Genomic DNA, 13,859 nt, shown 5'->3' on the forward strand with positions numbered 1-13,859 from the left:
AGCGCCGCTCTCCGACTCCGTACCGTCGCTCATGACGCCTCCTCGGGGCGGAACTTCTCCAGGCCGTACTGCTCGTGCTCGGCGATGAGGAGCCTGGTGTACTCATGGCGCGGCTCGTGCAGGACCGACCGGGTCGGCCCCTGCTCCACCACCTCGCCCGCGCGCATCACCAGGACCTCGTCGCAGAGCTGGGCGACGACGGCCAGATCGTGGGAGACGACCACCAGGGCCAGCCCCGTGCGCTCGCGCAGCTCCGCGAGGAGGTCCAGGATCTCGGCCTGGACCGTGACATCGAGGGCGGTCGTGGCCTCGTCCGCGATGAGGATCCTCGGTCCCGCGGCGATCGCGGTGGCGATCAGGACGCGCTGGAGCATGCCGCCCGACAGTTCGTACGGGTACTGGCCGTAGACCAGCTCCGGGTCGCGCAGCCGTACCGCCGCCAGCAGCTCGACCGCCCGCTCCCGGGCCGCGCGCCGCCGCACCCCTTTCTTGGCCCGGACGGCCTCGGCGATCTGCGCGCCCACCCGGATCGACGGATTGAGATACGACGCCGGGTCCTGGAAGACCGCGCTGATGGTGGCGCCCCGCAGCGCCGTCCACTCCCGGGGTGTCAGCGCCGCGACATCCGTCCCCGCGATCTCGAAGTGCGGCGGCAGGATACCCAGCGCCGCCCGGCAGGTGAGGGTCTTGCCGCTGCCGGACTCCCCGACGATGCCGACGGCCTTGCCGGGGGTGAGCGTGAAGCCCACCCCGTGGACGATCTCACGCTCCTGGGCCCGGTCACCGACCCGCAACTCCCGTACGGCGAGCACTGGTTCCCCGCCACCGGACCTGTCGACGGACTTGTGGGCGGACTTGTCGGCGGACCCTTCGGCGAACCCCTCGGGTGACCCTCCTGCGGACCCGCCGCCGGGTACCTCCGTGGACACGGTCGTCATCACACACCTCCCGCGGATACGGCGCCGGCGTCGGCCCCGGCACGGCGGTTCGCCCGCGCCCGGCGCTGGTCGACGAAGGCGCGGCCCGCCTCGCCGGAGACATCGCGGATCGCGTCGGCCAGCAGATTGCTCGCCCAGACGGTCACCATGATCAAGAGCGCCGGGGCGAGCGGCGCCCACGGCTGGTAGTCGAGATACCCCAGGTCGGAGGCGAGCAGCCCGCCCCAGGTGGGGGCCGGCGGCTGGACACCGATGCCCAGGAACGTCAGGCTCGACACGATGATGAAGCCCGTGCCGATGGTCTGGGCGAGCGCCACCGCGACCGGCGGCAGTACCTTGCCCCAGACATGGCGGCGCACCACCCACCCCACCGAGGCCCCGGAGACCAACGCGGCCTCCACATACGGCGAGCGGGCCACCGAGAGCGTCGCCGCGCGCGCCACCCGGTAGAAGAGCGGTGAGACCAGCGCCCCCGTCACGAACATCGCCTGGGCGATGCCGTTGCCGAGCAGCGCGATGACGGCCACCGCGAAGAGCAGGAACGGGAGCGCGACCAGGGTGTCGGCCAGCCGCAGGGTGAGCCATTCGAAGACCCGGCCGAGATAGACCGAGAGGACACCCGGAAGCGCGCCGACGAACAGCGCCATCACGGCGACTTCGAGGGAGCCGAGCACACTGACCCGGGAGCCGGCGAGGAGCCGGCTGAACACGTCACGGCCCAGATGGTCGGTGCCGAGCCAGTGCGCTCCCGAGGCATCCGCGAGGGTGTTCCCACTGGTGGCCAGCGGATCCTGGGGGGCGAGCAGCGGGCCGAGGAGCGCCAGCAGGGCGATCACGGCGAGGACGGCGACGGCGATCCGGCCGGACGGGAGGGAGAGCACGCGGCGCACCATGTCAGACCCCCCGCCGTGCCGCGGGCGTCACCCGTGCCAGCACCAGATTGACGATCAGGTTGAAGAGCACGACCAGCACGATCGACACCACGAGGACGCCCTGCACCGCCGGTACGTCACCGGCCTGCGCGGAGTCGTTGGCGAACCGTCCGAACCCCTGCAACCCGAAGATCCACTCGGTGACGACGGAGGCGCCGACCAGCGCCGGGAACTTCAGCCCGAGTGTGGCGAGCGCCGGGCCCATCCCGTTGCGCAGCACATGGGCGAGGAAGATCCGGCGGGGGCTCAGCCCCCGTACCACCGCACCCGTCACATAGTTCTCCCGGTACGCCGCCACCAGGCCGCCCCGGAGCTGGCGGGCCACATCGGCGACGACATCGAAGCTCAGCGCGACCGCCGGGAGGGTGATGTGCGTGAGCCAGGGCCCGATCCCCTGCTCCGGGGGCGCATAGCCGGCCGAGGGGAAGAGCCCGAGCCCGGTCGCGAAGACCGTGACCAGCACGATCCCGACGACGAACGCGGGCATCACCGAGATCAGGGTGACGAACCCGGTGACCGCCCGGTCGATCCAGGTGGTGCGCCGCAGCGCCGCCACCGTCCCCAGCGCGAACCCCACGAGCACCCCGATCACCAGCGCGAACGTGGCGACCGACAGACTCACCCCCAGACCGAGGCCGATCAGGGTGGAGATGTCCGCGCCGTTGCTCCAGCTCGTGCCCAGCTCGCCGTGGAGGACACCGCCGAACCAGTCGCCGTACTGGACCAGGAAGGGGCGGTCGAGCCCCCACTCCGCCTCGACCCGCTGGACCGCCTCCGGGGTCGCCTCCTCGCCCAGTTGGATCCGGGCCGGGCTGAGCCCGCTCAGCGACCGCAGCGCGAAGGTCACGAACGTCGCCACCAGGAAGACCGGCACGAAGACCGCCACCGACCTGGCCAGGGCGGCCAGTACCCGGCCCACCGCGTGCCGGACCCGGGGCGCCACCGGCCCGGCCGGGCGAACGGGTGCCGCCCGTACGGCGGTTGTCGTCATGGGGTCGCCCCGGAGACGGTCACACCGGTCCAGTCGATATGGGCCGGGTTCTTCGGCAGACCGGAGATGGCGCGGCTCTTGGCGAAGAGATTGGGCTGCGAGTACGTGAAGACCAGCGCCCTGCTCTCCAGCCCCGCCCGGGTCGCCGCCCGGAGCACCTCGGCGTACTCCGGATCGTCCAGCGGGGTCCGCCGCACCTTGGCGACGGCCGCCTCGAAACCGGCCGGCTCGTACGGGGAGCTGAGGTTCAGCGGGCCGTGCGGGCCGAAGTGTGCCGTGAGGGTCTGTACGGCGGAGTCGCGGCCGGTGGTCGAGTAGAGCGAGAAGGTGAGGTTCTTCGCGAAGAACGGCGTCGCCCAGTTCTTGTCGATCTTGATGGTGACGGTGATCCCGGCCTTCGCCAACTGCGACTGGACGATCTCGGCCTGCGGGTCCTCCGACGGGATGACCAGGTCGAGCTTGATGTCACCGGCCCGGTGCCCCGCCTCGGCCAGCAGCTTCCGCGCCTTCGCCGGGTCGTACGGGTAGGCGCCCTCGGACGCGGGGTCGTAGGCCACGTACCCCTTGGGGAACGGCTGGTCGGTCACCTCCCCGTACCCGAAGGTCAGCTTGGAGACGAACTCCTGGCGGTCGACCGCGTACCGGACGGCGTCGACCACCTTGGGGTCGTCGAACGGCGCCTTGTTGACATTGAGGCTGATGTTGGAGGCGTTGAAGCCCGGCAGGACGAAGACGCCGAGGCCCGCCTTCTTCGCGGCGGCGGCCTGGCTCGGCTCCAGGTCGGCGAAGTTGTAGACGCCGGTCCGCAGCCCGGAGACGACGGTGGCGGCGTCGGGCGCCGAGGTCAGCTCGACGCTGTCGATGTGGATGTTCTTCGCGTCCCAGTAGTCCGGGTTCTTCCTGAGGACCGCCTTGGTGCCGGGGACGAGCTGCGTGACGATGAACGGCCCGGCGCCGACCGGGTTCTGGTCCAGCTTCGCCGGGTCCCGCGCCGCCTTGGGGCTGGCCACCTGGAGCACGCGCTCCCCGAGCAACTGGGGTATCTGGTAGTCGACTTGAGTAAGATGGAGGACCACGTCCAGCCCCCGGGCTTCGACCGGCCCGATCGAGGTCAGATCGCCGAAGAGCGCCGAGTTCTTCTGCCGCTGCGCCCGCTCGATCGCCGCCTTGACGGCGGCTCCGTCGACCGGCTCGCCGTCGCTGAACTTCAGCCCCGGGCGGAGACGGAAGGTGATCTCGTCGCCCTTCGCGTTGTACCGCCAGCTCTCGGCGAGATCGGGAACGGCCTTCCCGTTCTCGTCGGTACGGGTCAACGAGGCATAGGTCAGGGCGAGTTCACGGAACTGCGCGCCACTGCCGCCGACCACCGGGTCCCAGTGCGCGGGGAAGTACGAGGAGGTCCACCGCAGCGTGGCACCACCGGCGGAGGCGGCGCCGGTGCCGGAGCCGCAGGCCCCGAGCGTGGTGGTGAGCAGGGCCACGAGCACGGTCGCGAGGGCGCCGGTCCGCAGGGCGCCGGAGCGCCGGGGGAACCGGGGGAGGGGCCGCCGTTCAGGGCGGGGGCGATGGGGCAGGGATACGGGCATCGTGGTCTTCCTGAGGAGAAGAGGGAGGGGCGCGGGCAGGGCCGGGTCCTGGCCTGCCACCGCGCGCACCATCGGGGCGTACGGACTGATGGCGTACGGGCGTAAGGCGTACGGGAGTTGACGGTTGCCCGGCGGCGCGGGCGGGCCGGGCGACGAGAGACCGGCGCCGGGGCCGGGCGGTGACGGGACCGGAGGGTGACGGGACCGGGCGGCGACGGAAAGCCCCGGGAGAAGAGGTCCCCGGGGTGGCACCCGGCGGGGCGGGGAGCGCCCGGCGACGGGCGGCGCGACCGCGCGGGGCGGTCAGGCGGCGGTCGGCCGGGGGCGGGCGGTCAGCGACAGAGTGCGCTGCTGGTGCGCCGCAGATCCACGTAGCGGCACACCACACCGGGGTGTGTCGTCAGCATGGTGCACATCCTGGAGGCAGCCGAGCCCGGCTGTCAATGGACACCAATTGGTGTCTCATTCGGCGGAACGGCCTCCCTCCGCAGCTCAGCGCCCCGAAGGAGCGCGGAGGGGGTCAACCGGCGGTATCGGGGCGGGCGGACGCCTCCTCGGGATGGAGCCACAGGGGGCCGTTGCCGGTCTCCACCCGTACGGCGCCCGGCGGCGGCCACGCGCCCTCCGCCAGCAGCGCGCGCTCCGGATCCGTCAGACTCCGGTACCGCTCCAGCGCCGCCACCGCCGAGAGCGCCACCGGGGTCACCGGAGCCCCCGGACAGACCTCGGCCACCGCGGCGGCGTACTCCCCGGGACTCCGCCACCCCGGCACCGCCCGTTCGCCCCCGGGCCCCCGGACCAGCAGGGTCGGCAGCGCGTACCGGTACCCGCCGCCGGGGGTCTCCTTGGCCGCGCCGGGATGCGGCGAGTCACCCCGTACGGTGCGCACCCCGGCCACCGGACGGCGCGCCTCCGCATGGTCCGCGCGTACCCCCGCCAACACCTCGGGGGAGCCCGCGTCGGCGGCGAGCCGTACCGGATCCAGCCCCGGTACGGAGCGTACGGCCGCGAGCGCCGATGCCATCGTGTCCGCGGGTTCACCCAGGACGAAGACGGTCTCGCGCAGCCGCCGCAGCGCCCGCGCCGCCACCTCCTCGCCCTGGAGCCCGGCGGCCTTGGCGACCAGCGAGGAGGGCCAGGAATCGGCCGGCATCCGGCTCAGCCGGGGCGCCCGAGGGGCCAGGGTGTGGGCGCTGACCTCCTCGACGTACCGCGCGTACCAGGCGGTCTCCGCCGCCGGGTCGGGCGCCGGGTCGTCGTCGTGGTCGAAGAGGATCGCGTACGCCCGCCGCCAGCGCACCCGCCCGTCCAGCGCCCGGCGCAGCGCCCGGAAGACCGGCTCCGACCCCCACGCCCAGGGACAGAGCGGGTCGGTGTACTCCACGACCTCCACGACCTTCCCGACGTCCACGCTCTCCCCGACGTGCACGCTCTCCACGACCTCCCCGGCCCCGCCCGTCACGCGGCGCCCGTCCTGGCCGGCCCACCGGCCGGCGCACCGGCCGGCGCACCGGCCGGCGCACCGGCGGCGGCGCCGGGCAGCAGCGACAGCAGTGTCACCCCGCCCAGCACCGCCGCCGCGCCCGCCTCCACCTCGCGCCACACCCCGGGCAGCCCCGCCGCCGGGCCCGGGTAGGCGAGCCCGGCGAGACCCGTACCGCGCAGGGTGATCAGCTCGCCGTCCACGGCGCGCGCGATGTCCAGCAGGGTGATCTCACCGGCGGGCCTGCCCAGCCAGTAACCGCCCTCGCAGCCGCGCTGGCTCCGGACCAGCCCCGCTCTGCGCAACTCGCCCACCACGGACTTGAGGAACCGGAACGGGATCTCCTGCGAGGAGGCGATGGCCTCACAGGTGAGCGGACGGGCGGGTTCGCGGGCCAGCTCCAGCAGCGCCCGTGTGCCGTAGTCCGCTTTCGCGGAAATATGCATGCCCACATCATGCCTGAGCATGTGTCGGAAGAGGCCGCCCCGAGCCGCCCCGCTCCCCACGTTGCGGGAACATTGCCGCAGGTGAAGCGCAATGGACACCTCTTGACATCCTTTTCGGGGGCGCTCTACCGTCCACGCCATGAGCGAGCCGCTGACCACCCCCGGTGAAGGCTTTCACCCCCATCTCCACCCCACCCCGGACCCCTCGACGGCGCCCCTCCACACCCGTCTCCACCACATCCGCGCCGACGCGCTGGACGGCGGCACCGCCCAGACGGGCGGCATGCGCAGATTCGCCGCGATCAGCGGAAAGACCGTCGGCTCCGAGAAGCTGTGGATGGGCCAGACCCATGTGGCCCCCGCGACCTCCTCCTCCGACCACCACCACGGCGCCTCCGAGACCGCCATCCATGTGGTGAGCGGCCACCCCGAGTTCGTCTTCCTGGACGACTCCGGCGCGGAGCCCGTGGAGGTACGGCTGCGGACCTCGCCCGGCGACTATGTCTTCGTCCCCCCGTTCGTACCGCACCGGGAGGAGAACCCGGACCCGGAGGAGGAGGCGGTGGTCGTCATCGCCCGCAGCACACAGGAGGCGATCGTCGTCAACCTGCCCCGGCTGTACGCCCTCCCCGCCGACGCGGACACCCCCGGCACGGACCCCGCCGACGCCGACCCGCCCGGCGCCGCCCCTGACCCCGGCCCCGCCGACGCGGGGTGACGTCAGGCCCGTACCTCCGTCGCCAGCCACACCGCCTGGTCCGGCCCGAGCAGGCCGTCCTCGACCCGCCCGCTCGCCAGCAGGACCGCCGTGTGCTCCGGCAGCGGGCAGGGCTCGGCGGAGAGGTTGACCACACAGACGAAACCGGGGTCGCGGCGGAGCGCGAGCACCCCCGCGGGCGCGTCGAGCCAGGTCAGGCCGCCGTCCCCGAGCGCGGGATGACGACGGCGCAGCCGCAGCGCCGACCGGTACAGCTCCAGCACGGCGGCCGGATCCCCGTCCTGCGCCGCCACCGCGTACCGCCCCCAGCCGGCCGGCTGCGGCAGCCACGGCCCGGCCGACGCGCCCTCCGGGCTGAAGCCGAACGGGGCGGCCCCGCCCGACCAGGGAAGGGGGACCCGGCAGCCGTCCCGCCCCCGCTCGCGGTGGCCCGAGCGCTCCCAGACCGGGTCCTGGAGGACGGCGTCCGGCAGGTCCTCGACCTCGGGCAGGCCCAGTTCCTCCCCCTGGTAGACATAGGCGCCGCCGGGCAGCGCGAGCATCAGCAGGGCCGCGGCGCGGGCCCGGCGGACGCCCAGCTCCCGGTCGACGGGGCCGGCCGGCGCGTACCCCGTCTCGACCGTCCAGCGGCGGGCGGCCCCCCGGCCGAGACGGCTGGCGTGGCGCATGACGTCATGGTTGGAGAGCACCCAGGTCGCGGGCGCGCCCACCGCGCCGAGCGAGGCCAGGGAGTCGTCGATGACCGTGCGCAGCTCCCCGGCGTCCCAGGCGGACATGAGGAAGTCGAAGTTGAACGCCGTGTGCAGACCGTCCGCCCGGACATACGCCGCGAGCCGTTCGGGCGTGTCCGTCCACGCCTCCGCGACGAAGCACCGGTCACCGGGGAACTCCTCGGCCACCTTGCGCCAGGCCCGGAAGATGGCGTGCACCTCGTCGCGGTCCCAGTGCGGATGATCCCGATGGCGCCGCACCCGCGCCCCGTCCGCCCCGTCCGCACTCTCCGCCCCGTCAGCCCTGTCAGTCCCGTCGGCCCCGGCCGGATCAGGGTGGCGCGCCAGATCCGGCAGATCCGGGTGTTTGCGCAGCCCGTTGGCGACATCGATACGGAACCCGTCGACGCCCCGCTCGAACCAGAACCGCAGCACCGAGGCGAACTCCTCGTGGACCTCGGGGTGGTCCCAGTTGAGATCGGGCTGCTCGGGCGCGAACAGATGCAGATACCACTCGCCGTCCGGCAGCCGCGTCCAGGCGGGGCCGCCGAACGCGGAGACCCAGTCGTTGGGCGGCTCGGCACCGCCGGCCCCCCGCCCGGCCCGGAAGATGTACCGCTCCCGCGCCGCGCCCCCGGGCCCCGCCGCCAGCGCCTCCTGGAACCACACATGCCGGTCGGAGGTGTGGTTGGGCACGATGTCCGGGATGATGCGGAGCCCGTGCCGATGGGCCTCCTCGATGAGCTCCTCGGCCTCGGCCACGGTGCCGAAGAGCGGGTCGATCCGGCGGTAGTCGGCCACGTCGTACCCGTGATCGGCCATCGGCGACGCGTACCAGGGGTTGATCCAGAGGGCGTCGACCCCCAGCGAGGCGAGATACGGCAGCCGGTCCCGGAGCCCGGCGATGTCGCCCACGCCGTCCCCGTTCCCGTCGGCGAAGCTGCGGATGTAGACCTGATAGATGACAGCGCTGCGCCACCACGGCGCGGTGGGTGACATGCCGGCGATTCTCCCTCCCCGGACGGCCCGGAGGGAAGGGCGCACGGCCGGCTCCGTCACCCCGTCCGTTCCACCAGCAGGGAGCGGGGCCCGCGCAGGATGGGGCTGCGGCGGTACGGGGGCGGGTCCTCGACCGGGTGGAGGGTGGCCAGCCGGGGGAGCAGGGCGTGCAGGGCGATCTGGGCCTCCACCCGGGCGAGCGGGGCGCCGAAGCAGTTGTGGACGCCGCTGCCGAAACCCAGGTGCTGGTTGTCCTCGCGCAGCGGGTCGAAGCGGTCGGGGTCGGTGAAGCGGCGGGGGTCCCGGTTGCCGGAGGCGAGGACCAGGATCAGCGGGGCGCCCCGGGGGACCGTGACATCGGCGATGTCGAGGTCGGCGAGCGGGGTGCGCTGGGGGAGGAGCTGGACCGGGGGCTCGTACCGCAGCAGCTCCTCCACCGCGCCGGGGAGCAGCTCGGGCCGGTCGCGCAGCAGCCGGTACGCGTCGGGGAGGCGCAGCAGGGTGAGCGCGCCGTTGGCGATCAGGTTGACCGTCGTCTCGTGCCCGGCGATCAGCAGCAGCGTCCCGGTCGCCATCAGCTCGTCCCGGGTGAGCCGGCCGTCCGGCCCCGTGTCGTGGACGAGGGCGGAGAGCAGGTCGTCCGACGGGTCGGTACGGCGCAGATCGACGAGGTCCCCGATGTACTCGCCCATCGCCAGCCGGGCCTCCAGCCCCGACTCCGGGGTGTGCCCGGAGTTCTCCCCGGGGGTCAGGTCGATACTGGCGATGATCTCGTTCGTCCATCCCCGCACCCGGGGGATGTCCGCGTGCGGGACGCCCAGCAGCCGGCAGATCACCGTGACGGGGAGCGGGTAGGCGAAGTCGGCGACCACGTCGAACCGTTCCTTCTCCCGGAACCCGTCGACCAGTTCACCGGCGATCCGGGTGATGTCGGCACGGAGCGCGTCGACCCGGCCGGGGGAGTGGGGCGGGCCGAAGGGGCGCATCGCCAGCCGGCGCAGCCGGTCGTGCTCGGGGTCGTCGTAGCCGATGAAGGACGGCTGCCGCTCCTTCCGCCGGAACTCCGGGATGCTCCGGGGATCGCTGCGGTTGCGCAGGTCGGAACTGACCCGCGGGTCGTGGAGGAGCGTGACGATCTCGTGGTAAGTACCCACCAGATAGCTGCCGTCACGCTGCGGCGCCACCCCGGTCTCACGGAGTTCGGCGTAGAGCGGATAGGGGTCGGCGCGGTTCTCGTACGCCGCGATGCGCTCGAACAGGGTGTCCGCGGACATGCGTGGGGCTCCTCACGGGACTACGGAGGGAACGGGGCGGCCCCGGTGGGGGGTTCGGTCCCCACCAGGGCGAGACGCCGGTCCGGCAGATGGCCGGTGAGGGCCACCGTCGGTCCGTGCGACAGGAGTTGGGGATCCGGTACGTCGGAGGGGACGGGCCGGGCCGACGGCGGCCGGTCGGCGGCGCCCTCCGGGGGGAAGCGGGCCGCTGTCTCGATGAGGTACTGGTAGTGCTCCAGCCACTTGGCCCGGTTCACACTCACCGCGGCCGTCACCCGCCCCCGGTAGCCGTAGACCGCGACCAGCCGGCCCTCCCGCAGCGACCCCTGGGCGATGACGACCTGGTCGGAGTAGGTCGGCACCCCGACGGACTTGATGTTGAGGCCGAACTGGCTGGACCAGAAGGCGGGCACCGCCAGATGCGGACGCCGGTCGGGCCCCCTGCTCACCATGTTGTGCGCGGCCACCTCCGCCTGTGCCACCGCGTTGCCCCAGTGCTCCAGCGCCAGCATCTGGTAGCCGAAGAGCGGATGCGGGAACCGGGCCACGTCCCCGGCGACGAAGACATCGTCCGTGACGATCCCGTACATGTCGAAGGCGCGGCACCCCGCGTCGCACGCCAGGCCCCGTACCCCCGCCGCGAGCCCCGACCCCGCCAGCCACTCCGTGTTGCGGAGCGCGCCCAGGGCGACCACCGCGACATCCGCTTCGATCCGCCCGCCGTCGGAGAACTCGGCGCCGGTGAGCCTGCCGTGCCGGCCCTTCAGCGCGGTGACCGTGACCCCGCACCGCAGATCGACCCCGTGCGCGCGCTGGAGCCGGGCGGCGAACCCGCCGAGCACCCCGCCCACCGCCCCCACCAGCGGGGAGGGGCCGCGCTCGGCGACCGTCACCGCGAGACCGCGCTCCCGGCAGACCGAGGCGATCTCCGATCCGGTGAACCCGGCGCCGATCACCAGCACCCGGCGCGGCCCCGCGTCCAGCAGCTCGACCAGCCGCGCCGCGTCCTCGGCGGTCCGCAGCGTCAGTACCCCGTCGAGGCGGGCCTCCGCCGGGTCCGGCCAGGGGCGGGCCCGGGTCCCGGTGGCGATCAGCAGCCGGTCGTACGGCAGCCGCTCCCCGTCGGAGAGGAGCACCCGCTTGCCGGCCGGGTCGACCCCATCGGCCCGTACCCCGAGCCGCCACCGCGCGTCCACCGGGCGGCGGCGCGGCAGCCCGGCGTCCCGCGCGCCCGCCCGCCCGAGCAGCACCTGCTTGGAGAGCGGCGGCCGGTCGTACGGCGGCTCCGGCTCCTCCCCGACCACCGTCAGCGACCCGGTGAACCCCTCCTCGCGCAGCGCCTCGGCGGCCCGCAGCCCGGCCAGCGAGGCGCCGACGACGACGATCCGGCCGTCCCGCAGCTCACTGGACACCGGGCGCCGCCTGCTCTCCGGGGCCCGCCTGTTTTCCGGGCGCCGCCTGCTCCCCCGGACCGGCCTGCTCTCCGGGGCCGGTCTGCTCTCCGGGACCGGCCTGCTCCCCGGCGAGAATCGCCTGCACCGGACAGGCCGCCACCGCCCGGCGCACCCGCTCGCGCTGCCCGTCGGGGACGGCCGACCGGAACAGCAGCGCCTCCTCGCCGTGCAGTTCGAACACCTCAGGGGCCAGGAAGGCGCACTGCGCGTATCCCTGGCAGCGATTGAGGTCGACAACGACCTGCATCCTGGCCTCCTCCGCGCCCGCCGCTCTCTCCGTCCTACGGCCTGGCGGGGGACGGCGCGAGCGGTGGTGCGCCGACGGAGCGCGGAAGAACCGGCATGGCCCACGCGCTCCGTACGGCGCCCCGGACACCCCGGAGTTCCCGGTGGCGGCTCAGTCCGTGGGCTCGCTCCTGGCCTGGAGGATCACGTCCAGGGACTCGGCCCGCCACCGCTCCAGGAGCGCGTGGAAGGCGACCGCCCCGTGCGGGAAGGCACGCGGCGCGTTCGGCCGGCCGCGCCCCTCCGCGTTGTAGTAGCCCGGGGTGCACTCCGCGTGGAACCACTCGTGATCAGGGGCCCCGTCGGACATCACGGCGAGCCATTCCCGCTCGGACTCCCGGGACGGTTCGACGATCGCGCCCTTGGCCTCCGCCGCCGCGACCAGCGCGGCGGCGTGCACGGCCTGCTCGTCCAGGATGTGCGTGAAGTTGACGCTGCTGGCGTTCTGGAGCGACCCCATCATGATCAGGTTCGGGAAGCCGTTGCTGGTGAAGCCGTGCAGCGTGTGCGGCCCCTGCCGGCCCCAGGACGCCAGCAGCGGGGTGCCGTCCCGGCCGTGGACGGGCAGCTTGCCGGAGAGGATGCCGGAGGTGCCGACCGAGAAGCCCGTGGCGAAGATCAGGCAGTCCAGCGGATAGGCGGTGTCGCCGACCACCACACCGTCCTCGGTGACGCGCTCGATGCCATGGGTGTCCGCCGTGTCGACCAGGGTGACATTGGGGCGGTTGAACGCCGGGTAGTACGCGTCCGAGAAGGCGGGCCGCTTGCAGCCGTACCGGTACCAGGGCTTGAGCCGCTCCGCCGTCTCCGGGTCGGTGACCGAACGCTCGACGCGGGTACGGAGCTCGTCCATCTTCACCGCGTCGGCGACCTCGTACGCCGCCTCGAAGGCCACCCGGTCCGCGGGGCGCCGGAAGCTCGGCAGCAGCTTCTCCAGCAGCCCCGCCGACTCGGTCCAGCGGTCCGCCACGAGATCCTCCTCGGCCGGCTCGCCGGAGACGATCCGCAGATAGTTCTCGCGGCGGTCGCGCGCCCAGCCGTCCCGGCCGGCGCCGACATCGTCCGGGGCGGTGCGCCGGTTGGCCCGTACGTCCACGGTGGAGGGCGTGCGCTGGAAGACATAGACATGCCCCGCGTCCTCGGCCACCTTCGGGATGACCTGGATCCCGGTGGCGCCGGTGCCGACGATCCCCACCCGCTTCCCCTCCAGGCCGGTGAGCCCGCCCTCCGGGGTGCCCCCGGTGTACGCGTAGTCCCACCGCGAGGTGTGGAAGGTGTGGCCCCGGAAGGTCTCGATGCCGGGGATCCCCGGGAGCTTCGGCTGCGAGAGGGTGCCGGTCGAGGTGACCACGTACGTGGCCCGGAACGCGTCGCCCCTGTCGGTCGTCACCAGCCAGCTCTCGGTCTCCTCCGCCCAGCTCAGCGAGGTGACCGAGGTGGAGAACAGGGCGTCGGCGTAGAGATCGAACTGCCGCGCCACCCGCACCGCGTGCTGCCGGATCTCCTCGCCGGGGGAGTACTTCCACTCCGGTACGTAGCCGGTCTCGTCCAGCAGCGGCAGATAGACGTGCGACTCGATGTCGCAGTGGATGCCCGGATACCTGTTCCAGTACCAGGTGCCCCCGAAGTCGCCGCCCTGCTCGACGATCCGGACCCGCCGCACCCCCTGCTGCCGCAGCCGGGCCCCGGCGAGGATGCCGCCGAAGCCGCCGCCGACGACGGCCACGTCGACGGTGTCGCGCAGCGGCTCCCGCTCGGCGGTCTCCCCGGCGTACGGGTCGGCGGCGTAGTAGCCGAACTCGGCGTCGGTGGCGCGGTACTGGGCGGCGCCGTCGGGCCGTACCCGCCGCTCGCGCTCGGCGTGGTACCGCCGCCGCAGCGCGGCGAGATCGTCGGAGGTCGGGGCGGCGGCGGGGGCGGGGGCCGGGGTGTGAGGGGTCGTCATGTGGGGGCCTCTCGGTCGGATGGATCCGCGGTCGTACCGGCCGCACGGATCGGGCGGCCGTCCGCTACCGTAGCAACAACCGGACAACAGTGTCCGGT

General features: G+C 73.5%; 12 protein-coding genes. 1 reads left to right on the forward strand and 11 read right to left on the reverse strand.

The window, feature by feature from the left end; all coding sequences use genetic code 11:
* Positions 1 to 29 precede the first annotated feature (29 nt).
* From AB0O07_RS05900 to AB0O07_RS05925, 6 genes are all read right to left on the reverse strand, one after another.
* The gene (locus AB0O07_RS05900) at positions 30 to 938 is read right to left on the reverse strand and encodes an ABC transporter ATP-binding protein (protein ID WP_365627384.1); all 909 of its coding nucleotides are present in this window, start codon (positions 936 to 938) and stop codon (positions 30 to 32) included.
* The gene (locus AB0O07_RS05905; RefSeq protein ID WP_365627387.1) at positions 938 to 1,831 is read right to left on the reverse strand and encodes an ABC transporter permease; all 894 of its coding nucleotides are present in this window, start codon (positions 1,829 to 1,831) and stop codon (positions 938 to 940) included. Before AB0O07_RS05905 ends, AB0O07_RS05900 begins: the two co-directional genes overlap by 1 nt.
* A gap of 1 nt (position 1,832) precedes the next feature.
* On the reverse strand, positions 1,833 to 2,861 hold the full coding sequence (locus tag AB0O07_RS05910; protein WP_365627390.1) for an ABC transporter permease: 1,029 nt from the start codon (positions 2,859 to 2,861) through the stop codon (positions 1,833 to 1,835).
* Complete coding sequence (locus AB0O07_RS05915) at positions 2,858 to 4,447, reverse strand: ABC transporter substrate-binding protein (protein ID WP_365627393.1); 1,590 nt, start codon at positions 4,445 to 4,447, stop codon at positions 2,858 to 2,860. The genes AB0O07_RS05910 and AB0O07_RS05915 overlap by 4 nt, the downstream gene beginning before the upstream one ends.
* Before the next feature lie 520 nt (positions 4,448 to 4,967).
* Positions 4,968 to 5,858 (reverse strand): DsbA family protein, encoded by an 891-nt coding sequence (locus AB0O07_RS05920; RefSeq protein ID WP_365628062.1) that lies wholly within the window; start codon positions 5,856 to 5,858, stop codon positions 4,968 to 4,970.
* A gap of 47 nt (positions 5,859 to 5,905) precedes the next feature.
* Positions 5,906 to 6,376, reverse strand: coding sequence for an Rrf2 family transcriptional regulator (locus AB0O07_RS05925; RefSeq protein WP_365627396.1), 471 nt, complete (start codon positions 6,374 to 6,376; stop codon positions 5,906 to 5,908).
* Positions 6,377 to 6,515: 139 nt separating this feature from the next.
* Here AB0O07_RS05925 and AB0O07_RS05930 point away from each other — a divergent pair, with 139 nt between their 5' ends.
* Positions 6,516 to 7,094, forward strand: coding sequence for a cupin domain-containing protein (locus AB0O07_RS05930; protein ID WP_365627398.1), 579 nt, complete (start codon positions 6,516 to 6,518; stop codon positions 7,092 to 7,094).
* 2 nt (positions 7,095 to 7,096) lie between these two features.
* On the opposite strand, the gene AB0O07_RS05935 is transcribed toward AB0O07_RS05930, so the two are convergent.
* The 5 genes from AB0O07_RS05935 to AB0O07_RS05955 all read right to left on the reverse strand — a co-directional run bounded on the left by AB0O07_RS05935 (position 7,097) and on the right by AB0O07_RS05955 (position 13,761).
* Complete coding sequence (locus AB0O07_RS05935) at positions 7,097 to 8,803, reverse strand: glycoside hydrolase family 13 protein (protein WP_365627401.1); 1,707 nt, start codon at positions 8,801 to 8,803, stop codon at positions 7,097 to 7,099.
* A gap of 56 nt (positions 8,804 to 8,859) precedes the next feature.
* Positions 8,860 to 10,077: a cytochrome P450 gene (locus AB0O07_RS05940; protein ID WP_365627404.1), complete on the reverse strand. Its 1,218-nt coding sequence runs from the start codon at positions 10,075 to 10,077 to the stop codon at positions 8,860 to 8,862.
* 20 nt (positions 10,078 to 10,097) lie between these two features.
* Positions 10,098 to 11,489, reverse strand: a complete 1,392-nt coding sequence (locus tag AB0O07_RS05945; RefSeq protein ID WP_365627407.1) for an FAD-dependent oxidoreductase — start codon at positions 11,487 to 11,489, stop codon at positions 10,098 to 10,100.
* Positions 11,479 to 11,778 carry a ferredoxin gene (locus tag AB0O07_RS05950; protein WP_365627410.1) on the reverse strand — a complete coding sequence of 100 codons (300 nt, stop codon included), beginning with the start codon at positions 11,776 to 11,778 and terminating at the stop codon, positions 11,479 to 11,481. The genes AB0O07_RS05945 and AB0O07_RS05950 overlap by 11 nt, the downstream gene beginning before the upstream one ends.
* 150 nt (positions 11,779 to 11,928) lie before the next feature.
* The gene (locus AB0O07_RS05955; protein ID WP_365627412.1) at positions 11,929 to 13,761 is read right to left on the reverse strand and encodes an NAD(P)/FAD-dependent oxidoreductase; all 1,833 of its coding nucleotides are present in this window, start codon (positions 13,759 to 13,761) and stop codon (positions 11,929 to 11,931) included.
* Positions 13,762 to 13,859 lie beyond the last annotated feature (98 nt).

This window comes from Streptomyces sp. NPDC093085 (assembly GCF_040683935.1).
In the GTDB taxonomy this organism is placed as follows: Bacteria; Actinomycetota; Actinomycetes; order Streptomycetales; family Streptomycetaceae; genus Streptomyces.